This is a genomic window from Streptomyces sp. NBC_01445 (genome assembly GCF_035918235.1).
GTDB lineage: Bacteria > Actinomycetota > Actinomycetes > Streptomycetales > Streptomycetaceae > Streptomyces.
This window is the reverse complement of record NZ_CP109485.1, coordinates 9,705,706-9,724,539: the sequence shown is the minus strand read 5'-3', so window position 1 is coordinate 9,724,539 and position 18,834 is coordinate 9,705,706. Positions and strand designations below refer to the sequence as shown.

19 protein-coding genes and 2 pseudogenes are annotated in these 18,834 nt (G+C 69.2%); 17 read left to right on the top strand and 4 right to left on the bottom strand.

Translation table 11 applies throughout. The annotated features are described in order from the left end of the window. Positions 1-59 precede the first annotated feature (59 nt). Together OG574_RS44440 and OG574_RS44435 are read right to left on the bottom strand one after the other, a co-directional pair. On the bottom strand, positions 60-545 hold the full coding sequence (locus OG574_RS44440; RefSeq protein WP_326777893.1) for a hypothetical protein: 486 nt from the start codon (positions 543-545) through the stop codon (positions 60-62). A gap of 765 nt (positions 546-1,310) precedes the next feature. After that, entirely contained in the window at positions 1,311-1,931 is a 621-nt protein-coding gene (locus tag OG574_RS44435) for a helix-turn-helix domain-containing protein (protein WP_326777892.1), read from the bottom strand. 3 nt (positions 1,932-1,934) lie between these two features. Here OG574_RS44435 and OG574_RS52900 point away from each other — a divergent pair, with 3 nt between their 5' ends. The 4 genes from OG574_RS52900 (at position 1,935) to OG574_RS44420 (ending at position 3,681) form a co-directional block, all read left to right on the top strand. Then, entirely contained in the window at positions 1,935-2,300 is a 366-nt protein-coding gene (locus OG574_RS52900) for an FAD-binding protein (RefSeq protein WP_442816896.1), read from the top strand. Next, positions 2,195-2,569 (top strand): hypothetical protein, encoded by a 375-nt coding sequence (locus tag OG574_RS52895; protein ID WP_442816958.1) that lies wholly within the window; start codon positions 2,195-2,197, stop codon positions 2,567-2,569. Before OG574_RS52900 ends, OG574_RS52895 begins: the two co-directional genes overlap by 106 nt. Positions 2,570-2,777: 208 nt before the next feature. After that, positions 2,778-2,954, top strand: a complete 177-nt coding sequence (locus tag OG574_RS44425) for a hypothetical protein (protein ID WP_442816895.1) — start codon at positions 2,778-2,780, stop codon at positions 2,952-2,954. Between the two features lie 241 nt (positions 2,955-3,195). Next, the gene (locus OG574_RS44420) at positions 3,196-3,681 is read left to right on the top strand and encodes a nucleoside deaminase (RefSeq protein WP_326777891.1); all 486 of its coding nucleotides are present in this window, start codon (positions 3,196-3,198) and stop codon (positions 3,679-3,681) included. Between the two features lie 167 nt (positions 3,682-3,848). Here OG574_RS44420 and OG574_RS44415 read toward each other — a convergent pair whose 3' ends face one another. Next, positions 3,849-4,346, bottom strand: a complete 498-nt coding sequence (locus OG574_RS44415) for a GNAT family N-acetyltransferase (RefSeq protein ID WP_326777890.1) — start codon at positions 4,344-4,346, stop codon at positions 3,849-3,851. 111 nt (positions 4,347-4,457) lie between these two features. Next, entirely contained in the window at positions 4,458-5,357 is a 900-nt protein-coding gene (locus tag OG574_RS44410; protein WP_326777889.1) for a bifunctional helix-turn-helix transcriptional regulator/GNAT family N-acetyltransferase, read from the bottom strand. Between the two features lie 201 nt (positions 5,358-5,558). Between OG574_RS44410 and OG574_RS44405 the strand changes: the two genes are divergently transcribed. The 13 genes and pseudogenes from OG574_RS44405 to OG574_RS52890 all read left to right on the top strand — a co-directional run. After that, on the top strand, positions 5,559-6,164 hold the full coding sequence (locus OG574_RS44405; RefSeq protein ID WP_326778811.1) for a maleylpyruvate isomerase family mycothiol-dependent enzyme: 606 nt from the start codon (positions 5,559-5,561) through the stop codon (positions 6,162-6,164). Between the two features lie 358 nt (positions 6,165-6,522). Continuing rightward, a pseudogene (locus OG574_RS44400) lies at positions 6,523-6,719 on the top strand (IS200/IS605 family transposase); the annotation flags it as partial. 36 nt (positions 6,720-6,755) lie between these two features. Beyond that, positions 6,756-6,890, top strand: coding sequence for a hypothetical protein (locus OG574_RS44395; protein WP_326777888.1), 135 nt, complete (start codon positions 6,756-6,758; stop codon positions 6,888-6,890). A gap of 207 nt (positions 6,891-7,097) precedes the next feature. Beyond that, positions 7,098-8,153, top strand: a complete 1,056-nt coding sequence (locus OG574_RS44390; RefSeq protein ID WP_326777887.1) for a LacI family DNA-binding transcriptional regulator — start codon at positions 7,098-7,100, stop codon at positions 8,151-8,153. Between the two features lie 153 nt (positions 8,154-8,306). Then, positions 8,307-9,548, top strand: coding sequence for an extracellular solute-binding protein (locus tag OG574_RS44385; RefSeq protein ID WP_326777886.1), 1,242 nt, complete (start codon positions 8,307-8,309; stop codon positions 9,546-9,548). Between the two features lie 4 nt (positions 9,549-9,552). Further along, positions 9,553-10,539, top strand: a complete 987-nt coding sequence (locus tag OG574_RS44380) for a carbohydrate ABC transporter permease (RefSeq protein ID WP_326777885.1) — start codon at positions 9,553-9,555, stop codon at positions 10,537-10,539. Further along, positions 10,536-11,423: a carbohydrate ABC transporter permease gene (locus OG574_RS44375; protein WP_326777884.1), complete on the top strand. Its 888-nt coding sequence runs from the start codon at positions 10,536-10,538 to the stop codon at positions 11,421-11,423. The genes OG574_RS44380 and OG574_RS44375 overlap by 4 nt, the downstream gene beginning before the upstream one ends. 884 nt (positions 11,424-12,307) lie before the next feature. After that, the gene (locus OG574_RS44370; RefSeq protein WP_326777883.1) at positions 12,308-13,696 is read left to right on the top strand and encodes a glucoamylase family protein; all 1,389 of its coding nucleotides are present in this window, start codon (positions 12,308-12,310) and stop codon (positions 13,694-13,696) included. Beyond that, complete coding sequence (locus tag OG574_RS44365; protein ID WP_326777882.1) at positions 13,693-15,150, top strand: sulfatase family protein; 1,458 nt, start codon at positions 13,693-13,695, stop codon at positions 15,148-15,150. Before OG574_RS44370 ends, OG574_RS44365 begins: the two co-directional genes overlap by 4 nt. Next, positions 15,147-15,290, top strand: coding sequence for a hypothetical protein (locus OG574_RS44360; protein ID WP_326777881.1), 144 nt, complete (start codon positions 15,147-15,149; stop codon positions 15,288-15,290). The genes OG574_RS44365 and OG574_RS44360 overlap by 4 nt, the downstream gene beginning before the upstream one ends. Further along, the gene (locus OG574_RS44355) at positions 15,265-16,062 is read left to right on the top strand and encodes a beta-galactosidase (protein ID WP_326778810.1); all 798 of its coding nucleotides are present in this window, start codon (positions 15,265-15,267) and stop codon (positions 16,060-16,062) included. The genes OG574_RS44360 and OG574_RS44355 overlap by 26 nt, the downstream gene beginning before the upstream one ends. 251 nt (positions 16,063-16,313) lie before the next feature. Beyond that, complete coding sequence (locus OG574_RS44350; RefSeq protein WP_326777880.1) at positions 16,314-17,537, top strand: RNA-guided endonuclease InsQ/TnpB family protein; 1,224 nt, start codon at positions 16,314-16,316, stop codon at positions 17,535-17,537. A gap of 72 nt (positions 17,538-17,609) precedes the next feature. Continuing rightward, positions 17,610-18,617: pseudogene (locus OG574_RS52890) on the top strand (hypothetical protein); the annotation flags it as partial. Between the last annotated feature and the right edge of the window lie 217 nt (positions 18,618-18,834).

Sequence of the window (18,834 nt, the reverse complement as noted above, 5' to 3'; positions counted from 1 at the left end):
TAACGCAGTGTGCGGCCCCGGCGTTGACCGGGCCCGCACACCGCGCTCTCAGCAGACAGTCACCGTCCGCCGCCACCCCCACCGCCGCCGTAGCCGCCGCCACCGCCGCCGCCGCCGTAGCCGCCGCCACCGCCGCCGCCGTAGCCACCGCCACCGCCGCCGTAGCCGCCGCCACCGTAGCCACCGCCACCGTAGTTACCGCCGCCGTAGCCGCCGCCACCGTAGTTGCCGCCGCCGTAGCCGCCGTAGCCGCCGTAGCCGTAGTTGTTGTAGCCACGACCGTAGCCGCCGTAGCCGTAGTTGTTGTAGTTGTTGTAGTAGCCGCGGTTGTAGCCACCGTATCGGTGGTGACCGTAGTAGCGGCAGTCGTTGTTGTGCCAGCTCCAGCCCCAGCCACGGTTGTAGCAAGAGTTGTAGCCGGAGTTGTGTTGGGTCGAGCCCGTGTTGGCCGAGGCCGTCCCCGCTGTGCCGATCGCGGCGCCACCCGCCATCAGAACTCCGGTGGCGGTCACTGCGAAGAGGCGCTTCACGCGAAGTGCTCGCATGAGATTTTTCTCCCTTCCATCGTCTCGCGCACCCGAACGCGAGATGGATGGCCGCGCACGCAAGAAGGATCAGGGGCGCGCGGTCGAAATGTCACCGCTCTGGATTTGAGAGACACGCCGTTGCCATCCACCGGCCGTGTCGGCCGTGTACGGCTCTACGCGCGAACCCCGCAGCAGCAGTCGAGCTGTCCACCGCGAGAAGACTTCGCCGAAGTGGCGCGTCCCGGGTTGCGGTCTCAGTGGTAAACGCTACTCCCAATCCGCTCCACGTCATCTTGAGCGGGCACTCATCTCGGCACCGAACCCGTTCGACCCGGCTCGACCGGCGCCTCACGGCGGGCAAATCCGCTGGTGGCAGAGCCTTCTGAGCACTCACCTGAATTTCCGGCCGCCACAGCGGCACAGCCTCGCGCCGGCGGACCTGAAGAGAATGAACTGCCCCGACCGTTCTCCAACCGCTGCCGCCTTCGCGGAGCCCGGGGCACCGCTCCCCCTGCAATCCCTGCCCGACAGCAGTGACCCAAGAGGTACACGCGCTGCCAGTCAGTCACCAAACCCGGCGTCACGCGTCGCCATGTGTCGTCGCTGACCGTAGCGGCACGGACTGCTGAGCGGCCGGCGATGGCGGTGAAGCGCGCGATGAGTGCTTCCGCGTCCAGGTCAAAGGTGTGTGCCTGACTGCCGCTGTCGGCGGCATGCTGCTGGGCGGGTGTGTGGGCGGTCGGGTGTGCGGGTGTGCGGCAAGACTTCTGCCGCGGCACGATCTCAGGAGCAGGGGCCACCCGGTTCGAAGTCGCCGCCGGCGCCTTTGCTGCCGCTGTCGCGCTGATGACCGCGGCGGGCGTCGCGGTCGAAGATGCCCAGGATTTCGCAGGGGCCGCCCTCGGCTCCGATGGCGTGCGGGAGCATGGTGGGGAACTCCGCGGCCTGGTTGGTCTCGACGCGGAACCTGCGGTGGCCCAGCATGAGGATCGCGGTGCCGGACAGGACGACGAGCCATTCCCGGCCGGGGTGCGCACGCATGCGTGAGGGGTTGTCCGGCGGTGGTTCGGTCATGCGCTGGCGCACGACACTCATGCCGGGGTCGCCCTTGACGGGCCAGCGCATCATGCCGTGCGCCGCGTCGATCATGGGACTCGTGATGACGTCGTCGGAGGCGTTCTCCACGAGCTGGTCGAGAGATGTGTCGAGAGCGCGGGCGAGGGTGACCAGCTGATCCAGGGCGAGGCGGCGCTGGCCGTTCTCGATGCGGGAGAGCGTTGACTGACTGACGCCGGCGCGGGTGGCCAGTTCCTCCAGGGACCAGCCCTGCGCCACGCGCAGGGCGCGGATCCGTTTGCGTACGAGGCTGTCCAGCTCTCCATCACTTTGCGTCATAGGCAACATCGTATGCTCATGACACAAGTGGAGGTTGCGTTCGCTGACGAGGTGACCCAGAAGGGATGGGGTCACTCCCGAGCCAAAGGGTGCGAAGACAGGGCGGTGACGGCTTCCGCGTACGCGACCGACGCACTGCCCCAGGGGACTGTCGACGCCGTGGTGATCGGCGGCGGTGCCGCTGGTCCGAACGCTGCGCTGATGCTCGCCCGCTCCCGCCACTCGGTCGTCGTGATCGACAGCGCCACGCCCGCAACGCGCCTGCCGAAGCCATGCACGGCTTCATCGTGCTGGACGGCATCCCGCCCGCCGAGCTGCTCGAGCGGGGCCGACAGCAGGTGCGCCACTACGGCGGGCGGGGCGTCTTCGGCGAGGTGACCTCCGCCGAGCCTGCCGCCCCGGGTGGCGGGGGTGATCTGCGTCTTGCGCTCACCTTGGCCGACGGCCGCACCCTGACGGCGCGCCGTGCGCTGGTGGCCACCGAGCTACGGGACGCACTGCCCGACGTGCCCGGCCTCGCCGAGCACTGGTGCGCGGCGTGGTGCACTGCCCGTACTGCGACGGCTGGGAGGTGCGCGACGAGCCCATCGGCGCCCTCGCCACCGGCCCCGCATCGGTCCACCATGCGCTGCTGTTGCGCCAACTGACCGACATCCTGGCCTACTTCACCCGCGGCACCGAGCTGGATGAGGACACCTGCGCACGCTTCGACGCTCGCGCCATCCGAGTCGTCGACACCCCGGTGCAGGACGTCACAAGCCGCACGCCATCCCCCAGTACACCGCGGACGCCGCACGGGAAGGCCTGGCCAACGCTGTCGAGGCAGCGGGCAGCGCCGGCTCGCACGCCCAGCAAGTGGTCCACGCCGCGCGGCAGTCCTTCGTCGACGGCTGGCAGCAGGTCATGTGGGCAGGTGTCGCCGTCGCGGGCGCCCTGTTCGTCTACGTCCTCGCCCACGGCCCGAAGGCGACAGCGCAGGGCGCAACGACCGCGAACGAGAAGGGGACCGCCTCAGAGGCCCTCTCCACGTGACGCCCGCGCCCAACCAAGCACGGAATTCAGTCTGCTGACAGTGGCTCAGGCTCCGTCGCCCGACGTCACCTGACACCCTCGCCCGGTTCTGCCCTACGTCGACACCGACTGGCAGCGCTCTGCCGCTCGGTGGCCCATCGCGCTGCTGCAGACCCGCCGAGTACAGCACCGATGCGGGACTCCGCCCGAGGCCTGTGTGAGCATGGCGTGCGCATCAGTTTCGAGTGCCGGAGGGGCTTTGATGGACACCCACGACTTGGACCATTTGCGCCGGTGCGTCGAGTTGGCTGCCGAAGCGCTGGAAGCCGGGGACGAGCCTTTCGGCTCGGTACTCGTGGACAGCGCCGGAGCCGTCCGCGCCGAGGACCGCAACCGGGTGGCCGACGGCGACGCCACCCTCCACCCCGAGTTCGAACTCGCCCGCTGGGCGGCCGCGAACCTCTCACCTCAGGAGCGGGCCGCCGCCACCGTCTACACCTCCGGTGAGCACTGCCCGATGTGCTCGGCCGCACATGCCTGGGTCGGGCTGGGTCGCATCGTGTACGTGGCCTCTGCGGCCCAGTTGTCCGGGTGGCTCGCCGATTGGGGCCGCCCCCAGGCGCCCGTGCGCAGCCTGACCATCCACGAGGTCGCTCCCTCGATCGAGGTCGAGGGCCCCGTCGATGAACTCGTTCCCGCGGTCAACGAGTTGCACCGGCGCCTCGCACAACGGGCATCCAACGCCTGACCGACCGCCTCTGCCCTCTCAGCGGCCTGGCCGACGCCGGGGCCCACCCGCACCACCCGGCGTAACCGGGCGCCGTTGCGACGAGCACCCGCACCCCACCCTCTGGGCCGAGCTTTCTCCGTGCGGTTTCCCCGGCCGGTCCAGGCGGCTGATGTCCAAGAGAATGGTCAATCGGCAGGCGGCAGCGACAGCCACTCCTGCCAGGTGATTTCCCGGCCCAGACAACGAGGCTGCCGGAAGGGCCAGCGGGTGGCGATCCACTCGGGCACCAGCGCGTCGAGCGCTCGTTCCGCCTCGCTGCCGACGAGGTCGTCCACCACCCACCAGGAGATCTCGCCGTCGGAGCCGGTGCGCTCGGGCGGATCGATGTAGACGCAGCCGAGGACTGCCGTCTCCTCCTCGTCCAGGAGCGCGTAGTTGAAGGACTTGTGCGCGGCTATCTCCTTCTCGTGGCGCAGTAGGTCGATTCGGTCCTCTTCGTACGTCATCGTCTTCTTCGGCCATTCCCAGGCCGGACCGAAGATCTCCCACAGGCGTTCCTGGGAACCCATCACGGCCGGGTAGTCGAGCGCGGTGTCCGCCTCGCGGATCGGCCTCAGGTGCAGCGCCGTGTGGGGCACGGGCACATGGACGGGGTGAACGAAGTCATCCGGGAGCCAGCTCATGAGAGGGAGGCTACAACCGGCCGCCCCGCAGGCGGTCCACACGGCGCAGATGGGCCCGCTCCACCGGACATGTTCAACATCCGGCACGCAATCCACCAGTCCGTCGAAGCCTCATCCCGACCGCGGTGTGGTGATCCGCTTCTCGAACCAATGGTGCGCGTACGGCTCGTCGTTGAAGGCGGCAACCTCCTGGAATCCGCAGGAGTGGTACAGGCCGATCGCGGCGGTGAGCGCCTTGTTGGTGTCCAGGCGCAGTACCTCGCAGCCGTGCCGGGCGGCCCGCGCCTCCAGCTCGGCCAGGAACCGGCGGCCGAGACCGAGGCCCCGGGTGCGGGGATCGACCCACATGCGTTTGATCTCGGCCGGGGCGCCGGGCGGCAGCTTCAGACCGGCGCAGCCGACAGGCTCGCCGTGGAGCCGGGCGACCAGGAACACGCCGTGCGGTGGGCGGAGTTCACCCGCGTCGGGCAGCAGGCTCCGCGCGGGATCGAATCCGGTCTCGAAGCGTTCCTGCATTTCCGCGAAGTAGGACCGCAGGCAGTGCTGGGCGTCCGGGCGTTCCGGATCAACCACGTCCAGCGTGACCGTCGCGGCCGTCAGCAGCCGGTTGACCTCGGCCATGGCGGCGACGAGCCGGGCGCGCTGGTCGGCGTTGAGCGGCTCCAGGAGAGAGCCGGCCAACTCGTCGCTACGCCGGTCGAGCACGGCGAGTTCCGTGCGGCCTGCATCAGTGAGACGTACGGAACGCACGCGCCTGTCCTCGGGCTGCGGCTCCACCGTTACGAGGCCGTCCGTCTCCAAGGAGCGCAGCAGCCGACTGACGTAGCCGGAGTCGAGCCCGAGACGCTCGCGCAGCCACCGTACGTCCCGGCCCTGTACGCCGATCTCCCAGAGCAGCCGCGCCTCGGCGACGGGCCGGTCGAGGCCCAGGTAGTGGTCGTGCAGCACTCCCACACGTTCGGTGACCGTGCGGTTGAACCGCCGCACCCCGTCGATCTGCGTCGCATCCATATCTCTGACTTTAGTCAGAGAATCCCGTCGGGTCAGCCAGGCTTTCGGCATTCCGCGCACCGGCCGGGCCACCCACCTGCGGCCTCTCGTCACGGAACGTGTGCCCCGCGCGCCGGACGATGAGTTCCCGTAGTCCCCTAAGTCCTACCTGGCAGACTCCGCGCCGATGAAGGAGATGCCGTGACGGACGATGTCTGGGCAATGGTGCACGCCGAGCGCGAGGCGCTGATCGACGACCTCGCGCACCTCAAGGACGATCAGTGGCTGAAGCCGTCACTCTGTGATGGGTGGACCGTGCACGACGTGCTCGCCCATCTGATCGACACGGCCCGCACGACTCGCCTCGGTTTCGTGAAAGACCTGACCCTGGCACGGTTCGACTTCAACCGTCAGAACACCCGTGGCGTGGAACGCGAACGCTGGAGCACACCGCAGGAGACCCTGGAGCGGTTCCGTCAGGTGGCATCGCGCACATCAACCCCTCCGGCGCCCCTCGACAGCCGGCTCGTCGAAGAAGTCGTCCACGGCGAGGACATCCGCCGACCCCTCGGCCTCACCCGCACCTACCCCACGCAGGCCGTCGTCAGGTCACTCCGCCTGCAGACACGCACTCCTGCATCGTTCGGCGGAGCCAAGGAGCTACTGACGCGTCTCCAACTCAGGGTGACCGACACCGACTTGGCGCTGGGAACGGGGCCAGAGGTGAAGGGGCCTGCGCTCGACCTGCTTCTGGCTGTGATGGGGCGCCGGGCGGCACTCGACAACCTCCACGGCCCCGGCGTCGCCACGCTGGCGGAAGGTGCCTGACTCCTCTCACCGGGACTGTCCAGCCTGCGGCACGGGGCGGCCTCCGCCGGCCCTGGAAATGGGCCCACTCGGCCTTCGCCCGCGGCAGCCACCACATCGCGTACGGCCGGGACCTTCTCATCTCCGACGAGTCCGAGGCCCGCCTCAAGCAGACCGTTAGCGAGCAGAACTTCGAGGACGTCGTGGAGCCGTTCGCGCTCGGCGACGCGAACTCCACCGGGGGTGGACCTTTCCACCACGCGCCGCCGTCCCACGCCGCGTCATGACGGTGATCTACGTGACTCCTCCGCCCCGCGAGCGGGGTGGCTTCTCGCTATGCCTGGTTGGCGTCGCGACGGGCCAGCCCGGCCCGTAGAACGTTCGGCCCTTGGTGAACTCGCTCAAGGGCGTGTCCTCCCGTCACCTGCGGCAGGAGTTCACCGACCGCGTCAACCGCTTCATCCTGCACGACCGGTTCTGGTCCGGCTCCTACTTCGCCGGGTCCTGCGGTGGCGCACCCCTGGCGATCGTCAGTACATCGAACAGCAAAAACGTCCGCTCTGGCCTGCGGGTTAGAGCACTCACGAAATCGGATTCCCTCCGAAGAGAGGGATGGACGCCGGCATTCGCGTCGCCGAGCCCTCGAACGACCCCCAGGCCGCGGACCGCGGCTGGATGCCCGGCACGGCGATCGGCCCGGTCCCGGACACTCCGCGCAACCCCGTGCTGTACCACGCGCACCGCTGACGGCGCCGCACCCACAGGCACCCAGGCCAGCGGCCGTCGCCACCAGCACCAGCACCAGCACCAGCACCAGCACCAGCACCAGCACCAGCACCTGGTATCTTGCCCAGGCACCCTCCCCGACCGTAGGCTGAATGCGCTTTCAGGCACGACGGCAGGCAGCCGGGCACGCCACAGGTGCCGGGCGAAGGGGCGAGGCGAGACAGCAAGATGACCACTCCCACGGTGTACGACGTAGCCGAACAGGCGGGCGTCTCCATCGCGACCGTGTCGCGCGTCTACCGCAACCCCGACGCGGTCCGGGCGGAGACCCGCGAGAAGGTCCTGGCCGCCGCGCGCGAACTCGGCTACGTGCCGAGCGGCAGCGCCCGCGGGCTCGCCAGCCGGGCGACCGGAGTGCTGGGACTCTGCTTCCCCGACTTCCACGACACCGAGGCGGAGCACGCCGCGGGCGCCGAGGACGCCGAGCTGGTGCTCTACTCGGACCAGGTCATCCGGGGCATGGAGCGCGCGGCCCGGCGCCAGGGCTACGCGCTGCTGATCTCGGCCGCGCACGCCGACCAGGCAGGCCGGCAACTCGCCGAGGTGGCGGGGCGCGTGGACGGTCTGGCCGTGCTTGCGCAGTCGCTGACCGATGAGGACCTCGACGTCGTGGGGCGCCGGCAGCCCGTCGTCCTGCTGGCCGGCGAGCGGCACACCGGCTACGACCACGCCGAAGTGGCCAACTTCGACGGCCAGTTGGAGCTGACACGGCATCTGATCGTCGACCACGGGCTGCGCCGTCTCGCCTTCGCCGGAGGACCGGCCGACTCACCGGACGGCGAGGCGCGCTTCCGCGGCTTCCAGGCCGCCCACCTGGAGGCCGGACTGCCGTTGCCGAAGGCGCCCGACACCAGAGGTGACCTCACCCAGGCCGCGGGCCGCAAGGCCGCACTGGAGCTGCTGGACCGGGACGAGACCATGCCCGACGGCCTGGTGTTCGCCAACGACCAGATGGCGGTGGGCGCGCTGCACACCCTGGAGGCGCGCGGGGTCGCCGTCCCGGACGACATCGCCGTGACCGGGTTCGACGGGATCCCGCTGAGTCGTCTGGTGCGGCCGACGCTCACGACCGTACGGCAGCCGACCGGCCACCTGGGCGAGGTGGCGGTTGAGCTGCTGATCGCCCGGCTCCACGAGCGCGACCGGGCGGCCGAACTGCGCGTGCTGCCGGTGACGGTGACCCGCCGGGCGAGCTGCGGATGCGCACAGGAACGCACCCTTTGAGCGGTGCACAACAGCCCTTTCCCCGCTACGTGTTCGCGGATGTCCGCACGTTTACGGAAGCGTTACCTCCAGACCCCTTGAGTCGGTCCGCCTCGTACTACAGGGTCATGTATGCGCTTACGTACAGCGCTTACATGAATGTAGGAGGGCCCCATGACACGCACCAAGTCCGTCAGCGTCGCCGCGACCGTGGTGGTGACGGCGCTCGCCCTGACCTCCTGCGGGAGCGGCGGGGGTGAGCAGGTGGCGGCGGACAAGAAGCAGACGCTCACGGTGTGGGCCATGGGCGAGGAGGGCACCCGCCTCAAGGCGGTCACCGACGAGTTCACCAAGCAGCACCCGAACATCACCGTCAAGGTGACCCCGGTGGGCTGGGACGTCGTGCACCAGAAGCTGGTGTCGGCCATCGCCGCCAAGAAGACGCCGGACATGGCGCAGATGGGCTCCACGATGATGGGCGAGTTCATCGCTCTGGACGCTCTGGAGCCGGTGGACACCAAGACGTTCAAGAAGTCCGACTTCTTCCCCGCCACCTGGGACAGCAACGTCAAGGACGGGACGGCGTACGGCGTTCCCTGGTACGCCGACACCCGCGCGCTCTACTACCGCACCGACCTCGCCGAGAAGGCGGGCGTCGACAAGGCCCCCACCACGTGGAAGGACCAGCAGGCTCTCGCCGCCGCCTACCAGAAGTCGGGCACCGAGTGGGGCACGGACCTGCAGCCCAGCAGCACCGGCGCCTGGCAGAGCTGGGTCCAGTACCTGTACTCGGCCGGCGGCGAGCTGATCGGCAAGGACGGAAAGCCGGCCCTCGACTCCCCTGAGGCGATACGGGCGTTCACCGAGTGGGCGAGCTACTTCAAGAAGGGTCTCGCCAAGAAGACCTTCACGCCCGGGTACGACGTCACCAAGGACTTCGCCTCCGGGAAGCGGCCGATGTTCCAGTCCGGCCCCTGGATGGTGCGCAACATCGCCGATCAGCAGCCGCAGATCAAGGACAAGTACAAGGTCGTGCCCGTCCCCGCGGACAAGACCTCGACCTCCTGGGTCGGCGGCGCCTCCCTGGTCACGTTCAAGGGCAGCGCGCACAAGGCGGCGGCCGAGGAGCTGACCCAGTACCTCAGCACGCCGAAGACGCAGGCCCAGTGGTACGAGGCGGACAAGGCGCTGCCGGCCAGCAAGGCCGCCTGGGACGAGCCCGCCCTCAAGAGCGGCGGTGAGTCGCTCGCCACCTTCAAGGCCTCGCTCGACACGGCGAAGGCGATCCCGCCGCTGGAGAAGTGGAACGAGTTCGCCGCGGCCGTCGAGGGCGCCCTGGCGAAGATCTCGCAGGGCGCGGACCCGGCGGCGACCGCGAAGACGCTGCAGAAGACGGCCGAGGGGCTGGTGGACTGACCCCATGAGCACCACCACCGCACAGGCCGGTGCACCGGGTGCGGGACAGGACGCAGTGGTGTCGAAGGCTCAGGCTGACGGCACCGGGCCCGGCCGGCGCCGTCGGGACAGGCTGTCCCGCCACAATCTCGCCGGCTGGCTGTTCTCCACACCGTTCCTGGTGCTGTTCCTCACCTTCATGGCGTTCCCGATCGTGGCCACGCTGTTGATGAGCTTCACCGACTTCGGTCTGCGCAATGTCACTGATCCGCTGTCGGCTCAGTTCGTGGGCCTGGACAACTACACGAAGCTGTTCCAGGACGACAGGTTCGTCAGGGCGCTGTTCAACACGGCGTACTTCGTCGTGCTCGGCGTGCCGCTCACGATCGGCAGCGGCCTGGCGGCCGCGGTGCTGCTCAACTCGGGCATCGACCGGCTGCGCACCTTCTTCCGTGTCGGCTTCTACGCGCCCGTCGTCACAGCCATCGTGGCGGTCGCCGTCATCTGGCGCTTCGTCCTCGATCCCAGCGAGGGTCTGATCGCTGGCCTCGGCCACCAACTCGGCATCCAGACGCCGGACTTCCTCGGCTCCGAGACACTCGCGATGCCCTCGCTGATCATGATGGCCGTCTGGCGCAACATGGGTTCGGCGATGGTCCTCTTCCTCGCCGGTCTGCAGGCCATTCCGACGGAGGTGCGGGAGGCGGCGCGGATCGACGGCGCGGGGATCTTCCAGGAGTTCCGCAGGATCACGGTGCCGCTGCTGCGGCCCACCATGCTCTACGTCGCCGTCATGACCACGATCGGCTTCCTCAACGTCTTCGAGGAGCCGTTCGTGATGACCGACGGCGGCCCGTCGGACAGCACCCTGACGATCTCGCTGCACATGTACCGCGAGGGCTTCGACTTCTTCCACATGGGCTATGCCAGCGCCATGGCGTACGTCCTGTTCGTGATCGTCCTCGCGATCACGACGCTCCAGCTCCGCCTCCTCAAGGACAAGACCTCATGAGTACGACCGAGACCCGGGCCCCGCTCGCGGCCCCGGCGAGCAAGGCGCGGCGGGATCCGGCGACCCGGGCCCGTCGGACACTCGTGTACGTCCTGCTCACCGTCGGGCTGATCGTGACGGTCGCGCCGTTCCTGTGGATGGCGCTGTCGTCGTTCAAGACGCAGCGGGAGCTGGGCGCGAGCCCGCCGGTGTGGTGGCCGACCGAGTGGACCCTGGACAACTTCCGGGAACTGCTCGACCGGATGGACGTCGGGCAGGCGCTCTTCAACTCCCTGCTCGTGGCCGTGTTCGTGACCGTCTGCAATCTGCTGTTCTGCTCGATGCTCGGCTACGCCCTGGCGAAGCTGAACTTCGCAGGGAAGCGGCCGATCTTCGGTGTCGTGCTCGGCGCCCTGATGGTGCCCGGCAACCTGATGCTGCTGCCCATGTTCGTGATGATGAGCGCGATGGGGCTGATCGACAGTTACGCCGCGCTGATCCTGCCGTTCGCGGCGGGGGCCTTCGGCGTCTTCCTCATGCGGCAGTTCATCCAGGCCATCCCGGACGAGCTGCTCGAGGCGGCGCGGATGGACGGCGCCCGCGAGTGGTACATCTTCTGGCGGATTGTGCTGCCGCTGGTCAAGCCGGCCCTGGCGACACTGTCGATCTTCGTGTTCCTCGGCTCCTGGAACAACTTCCTGTGGCCGCTGGTCGCCACCAACGACCCGGGCAAGTACACGCTCCCGGTCGCACTCGCCACCTTCGCCACGGACCCGACCCAGGCCGACGGTTCCAACGGTGTCCTGATGGCAGGCGCCTTCCTCGTGGTGCTGCCGGTGCTGCTTGTCTTCGTCCTGCTCCAGCGCTTCTTCACTCAGGGCATCGCCACCGCCGGGCTGAAGTAGCCCTTCCCGCCGGCCGGTTCCCGTCCCGCGCCACGGGGACGGGAACCGGTGAATCCGTACGCCATGAATGTATGCGCATCCATTCGAGAGGCGGACCACCATGTCACCGAGGAACGCCGCACAACACGCCCTGGACCGGCCCCCGGCAATGGCCGTCACCCTGCCACCGCCCGCCGGACTGCGCGCCGAGGACGGCACCGGCCATGTGTTCCTGACGTGGGAGCCGGTGCCGGGGGCCCGTGGTTACCTCGTGCACCGCTCGCCATTCGCGCAGGGCCCCTACGAGCCCCTGACCGGGCAGTCCCTCCCCCGCCCTCCGTACGCCGACACCCGGGCCGAACCCGGTCGCGGTTACTGGTACAAGGTCGCGGCCCAGACCGACGACGGCCCCGGACCGCTCACCCCGACGCCCGTCCCCGGGTGCGTCAAGGCCCGGGGTATCTCCCTCGCGACCGTGACAGTCACGGTCGACGCCACCGGCGCCGTACCGCCGCACGTCACCGGCGACGGCGCCCAGGCCCTGGTCAACGCCGTGGCGACGCACACGGACGACTGCTCGCACGTGTGCGTCGTGGTGAGCAACGCGGCCGCCGACCGCCCCGGTATGTCGCCGGGTTCACCGGCGCTGGACCGCACGGCCGTTGTACGGGTGACCGGCCTCGCTGCCGACACCGCGTACGCCGTCTCACTGCACCGCGCGGACACCACCGACGCCGAAACGACCCGCGACGCACTCACCGACACGTTCCCCCACGAACAACTCCCCCCGCTCACGACAACACCGGACGGCGCCGCGTCTCTCGCTGGACATCCCGCTGCCGGGCCTGCGCTCGCTCCACCTGTCCCGTATCTGACCACGCCCCCACCTCAAAGGAGAGACCGGGATGAAACGCCGTACCTTCCTCGCCACCGCGGCCGGCGCGTCCACCGCCCTCGCTCTCGGCGCCACCGGCACGGCCGCCGGAGCCGGTACCGACGCCCTGCTGCGCCGCTGGTTCCGCGACACGTACCGCTCCATCGAGGCCCTCACTACGGACTTCGGTCTGGCCGCGGACACCATGGACGTCACCGCGAGCACACTCACGCCGTCCGTCAACACCTCACCGACCAACATCGGTTGCGGCCTGTGGGCGACGGTCGCGGCCGGCGGACTCGGAGTCATCGACGCCACGACGATGCACCGCCGCCTCGCCCGCACCGTCACCGCCGTAGAGCGGCTGGAGCGCGCCCACGGCTTCTGGTTCAACTGGTACGACGCCTACACCGGCGAGACCCTCACGACATGGCCGGGCAGCGGCGACCCGGTAGACCCGTTCCTGTCGTCCGTCGACAACGCGTGGCTGGTCACGGGCCTGAGGATCGCCGCCGACGCCGCCCCGGAGCTGCGCCCGCGTGTGGCGCGGCTGCTCGCGGACGCCGACTGGTCGTTCTACTACACGCCGTACGACGCCGCGGACCCGGCAGCCAACCCCGGTCAGTTGCACGGCGGCTACTCCACTGCCACCGAGTCCTTCACCCCCCACTGGTACGGCGCGCTCAACACCGAGCCGCGCATGGCCAGTTACCTCGGCATCGCCGACGGCTCGCTGCCCGGTGAGCACTACTGGCACACCTTCCGCACGCTGGAGCCGGGCGCCGAGCAGGACCAGCAGCCCGAGGGTGAGTGGGTCACGGTCGACGGTGTGCGGCTGTGGCGCGGGCACTACACGTACCGGGGCCGCAAGATCGTCCCCTCCTGGGGCGGGTCGATGTTCGAGGCGCTGATGGTGCCGCTGTTCGTACCGGAGGCGGCGTGGTCGCCGGGCGCGTGGGGGCTCAACCACCAGCGCTACGTGCGCAGTCAGATCGAACACGGGATGGTCGAGGAGGCGTACGGCTACTGGGGCTTCTCCCCTGCCGACGTCCCCGCGGGCGGCTATGCCACGTACGGCGTGGACGCCATCGGCATGGCCGTCGACGGCTACACCTCCGGGGGCGTGGTCACTCCGCACGCATCCTTCCTCGCGATGCCGTTCGCACGCGACGAGGCGGTCACCAACCTGCTGCGCATCGCCCGGGACTTCGGGGCGTACGAGGACGGCCTGGGCTTCCGTGACTCGGTCGACGTGAACACAGGCCGGGTCAGCGACTACATGCTCGCGCTGGACCAGGGCATGATCGCGGCGGCACTCGCCCAAGTGCTCAAGCCGGGGCTGCTGCAGGGCCCGTTCCGCAGCGGAGGGTTCGCGCGGCGCGTGCGGCCGCTGCTGGCGAAGGAGAACTTCGGAGTATGACGGATCCGAGACACGGACAGGGCCGTCGCCCTGTCCGGCGCCCCAACATCATCCTGATGATGACCGATGACCATGCCGTGCCCGCCATCGGCGCGTACGGAAGTGTCATCAACCGGACCCCGGCGGTGGACCGGCTCGCGGCCGAAGGCATGCGGTTCGACAACGCCTTCTGTACGAACTCGATCTGCTCGCCCGCCCGCGCGACGCTGCTCACCGGCGCGTACAGCCATGTGCACGGCATGACGACGCTGGAGCAGCCGGGGCAGAAGTTCGACGCGCGTCAGCCGTCGTTCCCCGAGATGTTGCAGGCGGCGGGCTATCAGACGGCGATCATCGGCAAATGGCATCTGGGGCACGGCGGGGTCAGTGATCCGTGCGGCTTCGACCACTGGGAAGTCCTGCCGGAGCACGGGCAGTACCACGACCCCACATTCCTCACCGCCGACGGTGAGCACAAGCACGCCGGCTACGTCACCGACATCATCACCGACCTGGCCCTGAACTGGCTGGACGGGCGGGATCCCGACCGGCCGTTCGCGCTGCTGATCCAGCACAAGGCGCCGCACCGCGCCTTCGAGCCGGCCGAGCGCCATCGTCACCTGTACGAGCACGAGGAGATTCCGGCCCCGGCCACGCTCCACGACGACTACGCGAACCGGGCGGGCGCGGCGGCCGAGGCGCGCATGCGGATGTCCGATCTGCTGCCGCAGGACCTCAAGATGCCGGTGCCCGAAGGGCTTTCGGAGCGTGCGGAGCGGGAGTGGCGCTACCAGCGCTACATCAAGGAGTACCTGCGGGTCATCGCGGGGCTCGACGAGAACGTGGGCCGGGTCCTGCACTACCTCGACGTCAGCGGGCTGACCGAAGACACCGCGGTCGCGTACACCTCCGACCACGGTTTCTATCTGGGTGAACACGGCTGGTTCGACAAGCGGTTCATGTATGAGCCGTCGCTGCGCATCCCGTTGGTCGTGCGCTGGCCGGGGGTGGTGCAGCCGGGGTCGTCGTGCGACGAGCTGGTGGCGAACGTCGACTACGCGCAGACGATTCTCGACCTCGCCGACGTACCCGCGCACGAGCGGATGCAGGGAAACAGTCTGCTGCCGCTGCTGCGCGGCGAGCGGCCGGACGACTGGCGTGACGCGGTCTACTACCGCTATTTCGAGCACCTGGACGTGTGCCATGGCGTGCAGGCCAGTTACGGGATCCGCACCCGGACCCACAAGCTGATCCATTATCCGGGCCACGGTTCGGGGCAGGTCGGGGCGTCGCCGGAGACCCGGGCACCGCAGTGGGAGCTGTTCGACCTGGAGCGGGATCCGGACGAGCTGCACAACCGGTACGACGACCCCGAGTATGCGCAGGTCGTCGAGGACCTCACGGCGCGGCTCACCGCGCTGCAACTGCACTACCTGGACACACCGGAGCACGTGAGCACCGAGGAGCCGCGATGACACAGCAGTCCGTGCCGGCCACCACCACCGCCTCCACTCCGCGGCGCAGAACCGTCCTCGGCGGCCTGGGCGCGGGGGTCGCCCTGGCCGCGGCCTCCCGCGGCCTCCGAGTCGCTGAACACCGCGGCGGCGGCCGGTAAAGCCTCGTCGTCGGGCGACGGCTCCCCTGCATCGGTCACGTACCGCGACAAGCAGATCCTCATCGACGGCGAACCGGCCGTGGTCCTCGCCGGTGAGATCCACTACTTCCGCCTCAAGCGTGCCGACTGGCAGTCACGGCTCGACAGGGCGAAGGAAGCCGGGCTCAACGCCATCGCCACATGCATCCCCTGGATGTGGCACGAGACGGCGGACGGCACGATCGACGTCACCGGCCGGACGAGGCCCGAGCGCGACCTGGGCGCGTTCCTCGATCTGTGCCGGGAGAACGGCTTCCACGTCATCGCCAGGCCCGGCCCGTTCACCATGGCCGAGCTCAAGGGCGAGGGCGTCCCGCAGCGAGTGCGCACGGACCACCCGGAGATCGTGCCGAAGGGCTGGAACGGCGACAAGGCCACCACGGCCGCCGTCGATTACCTGGCGCCCGCGTACCTCAAGGAGGCCAGGCGCTGGTACAACGCGGTGATGCCGGTCATTGCCGAGCGCCTGCACCGCAAGGGCAGGCCCGGCGTGATCGCCTGCCAGCTGGACAACGAGATCGGCATGCTGCCATGGGTCAGCAACGGGCCCATCCTGACCGACCGCTGTCTGCGGGACTTCAACGCCTGGCTGGACACGACGTACGGGAGGGGTCTGGCCGAGCGCTATCCCTTCGCCGGTGGCAGCGCCGCCGAGCGTGACGCCGCGATCCGCTCCCCGAAGGACGGCTACCGGGATTCATTCGCAGTGCATCGGGGTTCAGCCCGGTGGTGAAGCGAATCTGGCGATCGCGACGCGGAGCGTCGTGGCGTCCCTCCCTGTCGGAGCAGGGAGGTGAGGTCCTGTGGACTGCCGGTGCGGAGCATCACGGCCCGCCTCCCGCCCCGCCTCCGCCTAACGCGTCCAACGATCAATGGCGGGCGCGATAGGTCAAACTTGCGCGCGAGCGTCAAACGGGAGGGCGGTCGTGATCAGTTCCGATCGGCGGGGGCGGTGCCCGTGAGGGCGCACCTAGGGTGACGTTCATGCAGCTCCGGTACGCGTTCAGGTTGTACCCAGAACTGGGTCAACGCCTCGCGTTGGGCCGGGCGTTCGGGTGCGCGCGGGTCGTGTTCAACGACGCGGTGCATGCCCGCCAGGACGCCCATGCGGCGGGTCTGCCGTATCCGAAGGCCGCCGAGCTGTCCCAGACCCTGATCACCCGCGCCAAGCAGAGTCCCGGGCGTGCCTGGCTGGGCGAGGTGTCCTCGGTGGTGCTCCAGCAGTCCCTGCGCGATGTGGAGGCCGCCTACCGGGCGTTCTTCGCCTCCCTCAAGGGCGAGCGCAACGGCGCGAAGGTGGGTGCCCCGCGGTTCAAGTCGCGCAAGGACTCGAGGCAGTCGATCCGGTTCACGGCCAACGCCCGCTGGTCCATCACCCCGGGCGGCCGGCTGAACCTGCCGAAAATCGGCGAGGTCCGGGTGAAGTGGTCCCGCACCCTGCCCATGGTGCCGTCCTCGGTCACCGTGATCAAAGACTCGGCGGGCCGGTACTTCGCGAGCTTTGTCATCGACACCGACCCGGCCGCCGACGCCGGCCGGATGCCCGCCACCGACCAGGCCACCGGTATCGACCTGGGCCTGACCCACTTCGCGGTCCTGTCCGACGGCACGAAAATCGACTCCCCGCGGTTTCTGCGCCGGGCGGAGAAGAAACTCAAGAAGGCCGGGCGGGAGCTGTCCCGCAAACAGAAGGGCTCGAAGAACCGGGACAAGGCCCGGCTCAAGGTTGCCCGCGCGCATGCGCAGGTCGCCGACGCGCGCAAGGAGTTCCACCACCAGCTCTCCACCCGGTTGATCCGCGAGAACCAAGCGATCGCAGTGGAAGACCTGTCGGTCAAAGGCCTCGCGCGCACCAAACTGGCCAAGTCCGTCCATGACGCGGGCTGGTCACAGTTCGTGACCATGCTCGCCTACAAGGCGGCCCGGTACGGACGGACCTTTATCAAGATCGGTCGGTTCGAGCCCACCAGCCAGGTGTGCTCGACCTGCGGACACCACGACGGCCCCAAACCCCTGCACGTACGCGAGTGGACCTGCCCCGCCTGCGGCACCCGGCATGACCGGGATGTCAACGCCGCCAAGAATGTGAAACAGGCCGCCGGACTGGCGGTAACAGCCTGCGGAGCGAAGGTAAGACCAGAACCCGTTCTGGCCCAACGCGAAGAAACAGGAAGCCACGGAATCCCAGCAGGAAGCCGTGCCGCGTAGCGGCACAGCAACCCATGGGACGGCCACAATCCCCGGGCTACAGCCCGAGGAGCATGTCAAGCACCCGCCCTCATGCACGACCTGGGAACGTACATGCGCGGCGCCATCGCCGACTACGCGGCGCGGCTGCGCTCGTACGCGGAGGCGGGCGAGGTTCGCGGCATCCCGTTCCTGATCAACATCCACGGGACGGGCGGCGGGAGCGCGGAGAACTTCCCGATCGGCGTCAGCCAGCTGATGGAGTCCTACGCGGGCAGGCCAGGGATGATCTCCGGCGCGGACTTCTACCTCGGCGATCTGACCCTCGGCAACGTGACGGACCTGTATCTGGTCAATGCGTTCATGGACGCGGTCAATGACAGTGATCAGCCGTTGACGGCCCTGAAGTTCGACGCCGGGCACGCCGACTACGGGGACGACCTGAGCAATGAGACAGGGCGTGGGGCGGTCGGGCTCAAGACGCGGCTCTGCGTCGCCCAGGGCGCGAAGATGATCAACTACTACCTGTTCGCCGGCGGCTTCAACCCGAAGCTCGACAAGCCGGTCGGCGACGGCAACGACCGCATCGGCATCACCGGCGAACGCCATGGCTTCGCCGCGCCCGTCGATCCCGAGGGCAGGCCCGGCGTCAGCTTCGCCCCCACGAAGGAGACAGCGCAGGCCGTGCGCGGGCTGGCCGCGGCGCTGGCGCCGATGAGGGCGGAGTACGACGACGTGGTGCTCGGCTTCGTGCCCGACCACTACCTCACCGAGTACCGGCCACCGGACAGTGCCGCCGTGCAGGCCCTGGTCGACGATGTGACGGGCACCCGTGGCTTCGGGCCGCGTGGCGCCCTGTCGCGGGCCATGCTGCTCGGCGGCTTCCGGTACCGGAGCGTCAATCTTCAGGCCGGGGACCTGGATCCGGCCGAGCAGCCGGTTCTCGCCCTGGCCACAGGGCAGTACCTGGCACGCGTGGTGCAGGAGCGTCTCGTGCGGTACCTGCGGGCGGGCGGGCAGCTGCTGTTGTCGGGGCAGGTGCCGGACAAGGACATGACGGGCGCGTCCTGCGCGGTGCTGCGGGACGCGCTGGGCCTGACACCCGGCAAGACCCTCACGGACGCGAACCAGTTCTGGCTGTCCGCGACCGCGCACGGGTGGGCGGCGCCGCGGGCCGAGATCCGGGTGCCCAAGGCTCAGTTGTGCTCGGCGAGCCGGGGCCAGACGGTGCTGCGTGAGGTGTCCACGGGGGACGGCTGCGGCTTCGACATCCCTGTGGGCAAGGGGCGGGCGGTCGTGATCACCACGGCGTACCGTT